This window comes from Mesorhizobium sp. M0802 (assembly GCF_040320115.1).
GTDB lineage: Bacteria > Pseudomonadota > Alphaproteobacteria > Rhizobiales > Rhizobiaceae > Mesorhizobium.
Genome location: NZ_JAMYOY010000009.1, coordinates 206,732 through 213,804, shown reverse-complemented (window position 1 = coordinate 213,804; position 7,073 = coordinate 206,732). Strand labels below are relative to the sequence as shown.

Here is a 7,073-nt window from a genome sequence, read left to right as displayed (position 1 = left end):
TAGCCAGATTCGGGTTGCTCGAAGCGGTCGGGTTGCTGGGGTTGGCGGCTGGATTGGTTCCAACGCCGACATTTACGTCGGTACCAAACCCGGTGACGACACCGACATTGGCGCTGCCGGTTCCGATGGAAGCAGTCGCTCCGCCAGTGTCGCCGACGGAGGCTGCGGCATTTGCCCCAGAACCGCCTAGGGACACGCTAGCCGTAGCGCCGCTGTTGCCGCCCACATTAGCGCTGGCGCCTCCGCTGCCGACGGATACCCCGCCGACGCCTCCGACACTAATTCCAGCTGCTGTCGCTGGCATGCAAAGAATTGCGAGAACAGATCCGGCAGTCAGACTGCCCATAAGAATTTCAAAAATTCTTGCCATAGTACGCCTCCTTGTTGCCCTTCAAAGGATGGGACATTTTTGGGCATTTACGGACCCGATAGTGACGCACTAGAGTTTAAAAACAAGCTAACGGCCCGCGAAAGATGCTTCTTGGGTCATTACTTGGTCATTAGCAATAGTCAGATATAGCAAAATTTTACTTTTACTTGGACGTGATTCCTCTACTTGTCATTCAATATCCTTGCCTAAGCACCCCACCGCCAATAATATTGTGCGGTGCAACAAGATTCAGAGATTGACCATGCGACGATCAGTAAGCGGCTAATACCGCCGATCTGACATACAATGCTATATTAGCTCCTCTTGACGAACCCGACCGGCGGGCCGAATCAGAATCCCGTCAGCGCAACCCTGCAAAATCGCACTGGTCTGCCTGAAGCATCGCGACGATGGCCGACGATTTCTTTAGGAGATTTGAATGTCGCACAACGTGCTGCCCACCAAGCCGACGGCCGCGCTGAGCTCCGCGCAGTCACCGGTCTTGGCTACGGCCGGATCTATGATCAAAGCCCTGAGCCGGAGCCATCCGGGGTCCACGCCTGCCGCCCCGTATTTATTGTCACCAAAAGGGGAACAACGGCAGCTCGGCCGTGTTGGGCCAGTTAAGCAATATTGCAGGAGCACAACATGCATTTCGTCAAAGCGCTTTTAGCTGCGATCGCCATCGGTCTCATCAGCCCGGGGGCAATGGCTCAGACCGCGACGACGTCCCCGCAGGAATTTGTCAAAGCAGCTGCGAGTTCAGACATGTTCGAGATCCAGTCGAGTGAGTTGGCGCTGCGGAAATCGAAGACATCACGAGTGAAGGAATTCGCTCGCATGCTGATCAAGGACCACACGACTTCTTCCAAGCGGCTCATTGCGGCGGCAAAGAAGGACGACGTCGCAGTGGCGCCGGAGATGACAAGCAAGCATGCTGCCCAATTGGAAGCGTTGAGCAACGACAGCAGCGGGGCGTTCGATAACGCCTATATCGACGCCCAGGTGGCAGCGCACCAGGAAGCCCTGACGCTGATGACCTCCTATGCAGAAAACGGTCAGGCAAAACATCTGGCGGCTCATGCGAAAAAGACCGCGCCGGTGATCCGGCAGCATTTCAAACATGCCCAGCAACTGAGCAAGAGCGGTTCTCAGGGCTGAGTGGATCTGGCCACGACGTTGGTTCTTCGCGGCGCTGTGGAGTCTGTGGCCAACACTGCCTCCGCCCTCAGGGACGCTGCAACCTTTAAGCGGTGGTCGATGCAGGAACTCTAAAGGTGCGTCGCTCAGGTAGTCCGCCGTGCAAGCACCAGCGTCGTCGAAGTTGCCAAACGAACAGGAGACCTGACATGCCAAAGCAAAACGAGACCTCGCATTCGAGACGAAGTGACTTCGCCAATGATGAACCCATTCGCCCGGAGGATGCCGCCGTGTTGGACAGCCCCGTGGGCCACGAAGACAGGCACGGCGCGGAGCCAGGTTTCGTGGGAGCCGACGATGTCGACCAGCCGCTCGGCGCAAGGCCCCGCAGCGAAATTACCGGTCGTCATGATGAAGGGGGAGGCGCCAATGAGACGATGGACGGCTTAATCGAAACCGAGGAACTGACCCGCAGCTAAGCCGAGGACATACCAACCGGTGACAATGATGAGGACGAGGAAGACATCCCTGTCTTCGAAAGAGGCCGAAGCAACACCGACCTCTGAGCGGCGCCAAGTTTGAACCCACGGTGAGGAACATGACAATGAGCACATTCGGACTTCGGATTGTGTCTTTGGGGCTCCGGGCTTTTTTGGGGCTGGGGGCCTCGCTGATTTTGGGCGCCCAGGCATCTGCGCAGACAAGTCAGCCGGCTCAACAATCCGGCGACTCATCGCAAACAGGCAAGCACGATCGTCTGCCGGCGCAAGGATCGTCGCCGACCGCCAAGGATGATGTCGGCGTTGACGTCTCGCTCGGCCGGCCGGAGGTGAAGCAACAGGTTGCAAGACATCTAGGAGTGGCTGAGACCGAGTTGCCACTGGCGGTGCATGTGCCGATCGCGCTCGCTTCGCAAGTCTGCGGGCAAGAGGTATTTACCGCCCGCGCCAATGTAAACCGAAGCTGCACCGCGACGAAGTTCATTCCGGAAATCGCCGAGGCGGCACGCAACCATCCACAAACCTCCGCGGTACCGGAGCAGTAGCATCGAAATGTCCGAACCCGGCGCGACGGTCGCGCCATGCTTACCCTAGGATAGCGCTCCAACCCGGCGTAAATCAGCCCCACCGCCGTCTGTTGGCGGCATACATGATGGCGTTCGCCGCCGTCTCTTAACCAATGTGAATGCTGTCGCTCCGCAGCCACGCTACGAGATCCTGTCCGAAGCGGAGGCAGGCAGATGCCACTGGATTCCCTGATCGATCAATATGTGAGCAGCCGCAAGCGGCGGGGTCTTTTGTCGACACGGCATGCTCTCGAGGCGTTGAAAGAGGCCCTTCCGGCGCTGTCGATCGGCGAAAGCCATCTTGTCAATATGATCGCCGAGCGAGCGCTCGCCTTTGGCCTCGCCATCCACTTCGATCATTCGGGCGAGAATGCCGGGTAAGACATCCACGAGAGCGTCTGCTGATGCCACAGGACGAGGAACTCGGTGTCGCGTAGTTCCATCTTCATTGCCTGGCGGTCGGGCAAAGATTCCGAGGCTGCTCCCATCCGTGTTCTGGGCGGGTGGTGAAAGTCGCCGGAGCGATGCCACGGCGTGCGCCGAGCCCACCCCGGCATTGGACAAGCTCCCTCAGCTTTCGCCAGCTGGAGCTTACTTCTACTCACAGCAGCCCTAGCGAGGCTCGATGGGCCTTCGCGTACGGCGGTTTCGGAACTTTTGCTCCAGCGGGCGGTTGGGGCCGGCGAATTGAGGTTGAAAGGAGAAGATGATGACGGACAATAAAACCGAGCGTGATTTTCGCCACAGGAACCGGGTCTCGTCCAACGAACGCAACGAAGTCGAGCATTTTGCCCAGCAGAACGGCATCACGCCTGAGCAGGTGATGGAGCTCATCAAAGCCGCCGGGAATGACCGCGCCTCGTTGACCGCGGCTGCGAAGGAATTGAAATCAGTTTCCCGGGGCGGCTCGCTTACGGCATGAATCCGTCGCTACCGAAGAGGATCATGAACCTTCGAGAGTTTGAGTGTAGCATCATCCTGACGCACACGCGGAGCAGATCGAGCGTGAAAGTGACAATTCTACCCCTGCCCAACATGCGGAAAGCGCTGGAGGTTCGGGGCTGCGCAGATCGGCTATCGTCACCCCGAACCATAATCCACTCGAACGCGAGTCCTGGACGCACGGCGGACCGAGCCTACTTCCTGCCGTCGTTCAACAATAATCCCGCGCCGCAGTCAGCCAGCGAGATCGCCGTCGCCTGCCGGACGCGTGTCGGCTTCCAAACTGACAAACGCACCGCCTTTGTAGCGACGCTTTCCAGCCACGATCAGCTGCGCAGCTTTGCCGCGCTTGCTGCGCACCAATAAATTCCATCTCCTTCCCTCACACTGATCTTGCTCAGCGGTCGTTTTGCCGCTGCGGTAGGCGCTGTCCATCCGCTTCGATCGCGGTGGCGCCCAGTATCAACGCTGCCAGATCAAACCGCACAATCAGCACCTCAAAGCTGATCAGCAGAAGCAGCAGTGAATCAGGACCTCGTCGATCAGAGGCGGAAAGCCCAACTAAGAAAACCGCCGGCGGTGCCGATCTCGAAGAAATTCTAGCCCGCACGGCCGCATCGCGATATAGGGTTCAGCACAGCTCCAGCGGTACCGAGACGATCGACCCCTGCCCGCTCGGCGCCCCTCGGCCACGTCAATGACCAGCACGCGCAGCATGGTCAGCTGGCTTAGCCTTCATGGCGCAGATCGGCCACGGTCCGTCTCTTTCGGCTATGAAAACGTCACTCTGCTTTGCTAAACGCGGTGCTGGACCGGTTACCAAGCGTCAGATCTGTAGCATCACCTTGCCGGCCTCGATTCTCACCGGATAGATCGCGAGATTGACGCAGACCCGGCGCGCCCTTGGCCTGGCCGGCCGCAATTGAAGCGGCCAATATGCTTCAAGGCATTCGATGACGTCGTCGATCACCAGCCCTTCGGCCGCATGCGCCTTCTCATGCGTACAATATCCGTCGGTGGCGAAGAACTCGTCATTGGGCGAGCGGCAAACCGCGAAGCTGCGGCCGCGAGGATCGAAGCAGATGACATCCTCTTTCGAGATGTCGTCCACCGCGCACGCTTCATCCAGTCAGCCATCTCCGGCTCCGGCAAAATTCGCTATCGCTATTCAGCGGCCGCCGACATATCCACCTGGTGAAATTCGCCGCGATAGGGTCTGGCTGTCGGCGGCAATTTCCGCTCGAGATAAAAATCCTCATATTTCAGCTGTCGAAGCAGCACCGGCCAGACCTCGCGATAGGCATGCCACATCGACGGGTTCGGCACCGGCAGGTCGTGCTTGATCAGCTCGTGCAGTCTTGGCAGCGCATGATAGGGCACCATCGGGAACATATGGTGTTCGACATGGTAATTCATGTTCCAGTAGATGAAGCGGCTGACCGGGTTCATGTAGACGGTGCGCGTGTTCAGCCGGTGGTCGACGACATTGTCGGCCAGGCCGATATGCTGCAGCAACCCTGTCAGCACCATGTGCCAGCTGCCATAGAGGCGCGGCAGGCCGATCAGCACCAGCGGCAGCAGTGACCACGTGAACAACGCCAGCCCGACTGTCGCCGCATAGATGGCGACATGCCAGCGCGCAGCGATCACCGCCTTGTGCTGCTCCATCTCGGGGATATAGCTCTTCTCTTCATCGGACAGCTTGCCGAACGCCTGGCGCACCAGCGTCGGCAGCGAATAGCGGAAATCGAGAATACCGGTGAAGGCGAGCGCCGCCCGCAGCAGATCTGGGGGGCGCATGACGGCGATTTCGGCATCGCGGCCGACGATGATGGTATCGGTGTGATGGCGGGCATGGCTCCAGCGCCATTGCACTGGGTTGCGCATCAGCATGAAGCTTGAGATCTGGTAGACGACATCGTTCATCCAGCGCGTCCGGAACGCGGTGCCGTGGCCGCATTCGTGCCAGCGCGAGTCGCTCGACGAGCCGTAAAGCACGCCATAGACGAACAGGAACGGCACCACCCACCACGTGCCCCAGAACCATACGATGCCGGCGGCCGACACCAGGATCGCCGCGACCCAGATGATCGTGTCGCGGATCGCCGGCCCGTCGGAGCGTTGCATCAACTCCTTGATCGCCTTGCGCGGGACATCGGTGTGATACCATTCGGCCGAAGCCAATCCGGTCTCGATCGCCCGGCGGGTGCTTTCACCGACCAGGCTGTAGTCACGCTTCCTGCTTGCCGTCATCGTCATCTCCGCTTTCCCGACTGCGCTCCGCAAGGGCCGCCTGGGGCCGGCCGGGCCGCGCCTGCTTCCGTATTCCGGCGCACTTCTCGCCCGCCGCGGCAACCGATCGTGCGTTTCAAGCCGGTCCCGCCTGCAGTCTCGCAAAAGCGCCCGACAGCGCAGGGTAGTCCTGTTGCGGCTGCCGGGCGATCGACGCTATCCTCGCTTCCGCTTGGGCGATCTGGCCGGCACCGTCGAGCACCCGGAACACGGCGTCATAGGAGCGGCTTTCGCCATGGTCCAGCCAGATCATCTCGCCCCGTTCGCGCGCGGCGAGATTGCCGAGAACATGATGCGTCGAGGGTTCGATTCCCAACGCATATAGGCCTGCCTGGAAGTTCTGCCACTGATAGGTGCAGGGCAGCTGATCCTTGCGGGTAACGACTTCGAAGCCGAGGCCCAGGTGGTCATTGACGACGGCCACCGGCACCTCGCCCGCCGCATCGGCGCCAAGCTCGTGCTCCCAGACCTGCTCGCTGAATCCCAACTGCGGCGCCGGCACGGTTCGGTAGCCGACTTTCTGCGCCTCGTAGCGTTCGCCGGCGTGCGCCGCCCAGACGACATCCCGGATCGGCGCCAGGTAACGCGAACCCTCGTCGAGCAGGGGATGGCTGACGTTGACGTGATAGAAATACATGTGCGGCGTGCGGCTGAAACCATGATTGACGACGCGGTCCGACAGCCGGATCTCGGTGCCGCCGACATCGGCCTCGATGCGGCGCAGCAAATGGAGATCCTCGCCGAACACGGTTGCCTGCTGGACAATGCCTTCCGCCCACAGCACGCAGCGGTCGCCGTCCCAGGCCTCGCCGTAGCCGGTCAGCCGCGCCGGCACGGTGCCGATGCGGCCATGCAGCGAGTGCAATACCCGCTTGCGCCCCGGATAATTGTAGCTTTCGGCCGGCACGTCTTGCCGGCCCAGTATATGGTCGAGGCCGCAGGTGACGAGCAGCCCCGAGAACGACCGGCCAAAGGCGAAACCGTCCTCCCCTTCATGCTCGTGCAGTCCGGGGTGGCGAAAGCCGCTCGGCGAATGCCAGCCGATCGCCTGGCCCCGGAAGTCGCAATCGGCGATATCGAGCGCCCGGTCGACCAGCGCCGTGAAGCGCAGGCCGGAGCCGGTGCGGAACTCGAGCATCCGGATGCCGCGCTCCACGCCGTCGCCGAGCGTCATCAGCCGCACGCCGGCAAACTGCGACAGCATGCCGGACCGCTCGGCCACCTGCCTTCGCGACAGCGTCTTGCCGTAAAGCTCTACCATGC

8 protein-coding genes and 2 pseudogenes are annotated in these 7,073 nt (G+C 60.7%); 5 read left to right on the top strand and 5 right to left on the bottom strand.

Going from position 1 to position 7,073, the window contains the following annotated elements; translation table 11 throughout:
* A pseudogene (locus NKI10_RS15520) lies at positions 1-370 on the bottom strand (hypothetical protein); the annotation flags it as partial.
* A 648-nt stretch (positions 371-1,018) separates the two neighbouring features.
* Between NKI10_RS15520 and NKI10_RS15515 the strand changes: the two are divergent.
* The 5 genes from NKI10_RS15515 (at position 1,019) to NKI10_RS15495 (ending at position 3,498) form a co-directional block, all read left to right on the top strand.
* Positions 1,019-1,531, top strand: coding sequence for a DUF4142 domain-containing protein (locus tag NKI10_RS15515; RefSeq protein ID WP_023743176.1), 513 nt, complete (start codon positions 1,019-1,021; stop codon positions 1,529-1,531).
* Positions 1,532-1,719: 188 nt separating this feature from the next.
* Positions 1,720-1,989: a hypothetical protein gene (locus tag NKI10_RS15510; RefSeq protein WP_352860793.1), complete on the top strand. Its 270-nt coding sequence runs from the start codon at positions 1,720-1,722 to the stop codon at positions 1,987-1,989.
* A gap of 125 nt (positions 1,990-2,114) precedes the next feature.
* Positions 2,115-2,555 carry a hypothetical protein gene (locus NKI10_RS15505; RefSeq protein WP_023749387.1) on the top strand — a complete coding sequence of 147 codons (441 nt, stop codon included), beginning with the start codon at positions 2,115-2,117 and terminating at the stop codon, positions 2,553-2,555.
* Positions 2,556-2,750: 195 nt separating this feature from the next.
* Positions 2,751-2,957: a hypothetical protein gene (locus tag NKI10_RS15500; RefSeq protein WP_352518860.1), complete on the top strand. Its 207-nt coding sequence runs from the start codon at positions 2,751-2,753 to the stop codon at positions 2,955-2,957.
* A 325-nt stretch (positions 2,958-3,282) separates the two neighbouring features.
* Positions 3,283-3,498, top strand: a complete 216-nt coding sequence (locus NKI10_RS15495; protein ID WP_023753253.1) for a DUF3606 domain-containing protein — start codon at positions 3,283-3,285, stop codon at positions 3,496-3,498.
* 254 nt (positions 3,499-3,752) lie between these two features.
* Here the strand turns inward: NKI10_RS15495 and NKI10_RS15490 are convergent, their stop codons facing one another.
* From NKI10_RS15490 to NKI10_RS15475, 4 genes and pseudogenes are all read right to left on the bottom strand, one after another.
* On the bottom strand, positions 3,753-3,953 hold the full coding sequence (locus tag NKI10_RS15490; RefSeq protein ID WP_156929821.1) for a hypothetical protein: 201 nt from the start codon (positions 3,951-3,953) through the stop codon (positions 3,753-3,755).
* Positions 3,954-4,344: 391 nt separating this feature from the next.
* Positions 4,345-4,655: pseudogene (locus NKI10_RS15485) on the bottom strand (Rieske 2Fe-2S domain-containing protein).
* A 27-nt stretch (positions 4,656-4,682) separates the two neighbouring features.
* A complete protein-coding gene (locus tag NKI10_RS15480) occupies positions 4,683-5,777 on the bottom strand; it encodes a fatty acid desaturase family protein (protein ID WP_352860790.1) in 1,095 nt (364 codons plus the stop codon).
* A 109-nt stretch (positions 5,778-5,886) separates the two neighbouring features.
* The gene (locus NKI10_RS15475; RefSeq protein ID WP_352860788.1) at positions 5,887-7,071 is read right to left on the bottom strand and encodes an aldose 1-epimerase family protein; all 1,185 of its coding nucleotides are present in this window, start codon (positions 7,069-7,071) and stop codon (positions 5,887-5,889) included.
* Between the last annotated feature and the right edge of the window lie 2 nt (positions 7,072-7,073).

What these genes read in the sequence shown, in the direction of transcription:
- NKI10_RS15515 (WP_023743176.1), top strand. Translation starts at nt 1,019, where the DNA reads ATGCATTTCGTCAAAGCGCTTTTAGCTGCGATCGCCATCGGTCTCATC.
- NKI10_RS15510 (WP_352860793.1), top strand. Translation starts at nt 1,720, where the DNA reads ATGCCAAAGCAAAACGAGACCTCGCATTCGAGACGAAGTGACTTCGCC.
- NKI10_RS15505 (WP_023749387.1), top strand. Translation starts at nt 2,115, where the DNA reads ATGAGCACATTCGGACTTCGGATTGTGTCTTTGGGGCTCCGGGCTTTT.
- NKI10_RS15500 (WP_352518860.1), top strand. Translation starts at nt 2,751, where the DNA reads ATGCCACTGGATTCCCTGATCGATCAATATGTGAGCAGCCGCAAGCGG.
- NKI10_RS15495 (WP_023753253.1), top strand. Translation starts at nt 3,283, where the DNA reads ATGATGACGGACAATAAAACCGAGCGTGATTTTCGCCACAGGAACCGG.
- NKI10_RS15490 (WP_156929821.1), bottom strand. Translation starts at nt 3,953, where the DNA reads ATGGACAGCGCCTACCGCAGCGGCAAAACGACCGCTGAGCAAGATCAG.
- NKI10_RS15480 (WP_352860790.1), bottom strand. Translation starts at nt 5,777, where the DNA reads ATGACGATGACGGCAAGCAGGAAGCGTGACTACAGCCTGGTCGGTGAA.
- NKI10_RS15475 (WP_352860788.1), bottom strand. Translation starts at nt 7,071, where the DNA reads ATGGTAGAGCTTTACGGCAAGACGCTGTCGCGAAGGCAGGTGGCCGAG.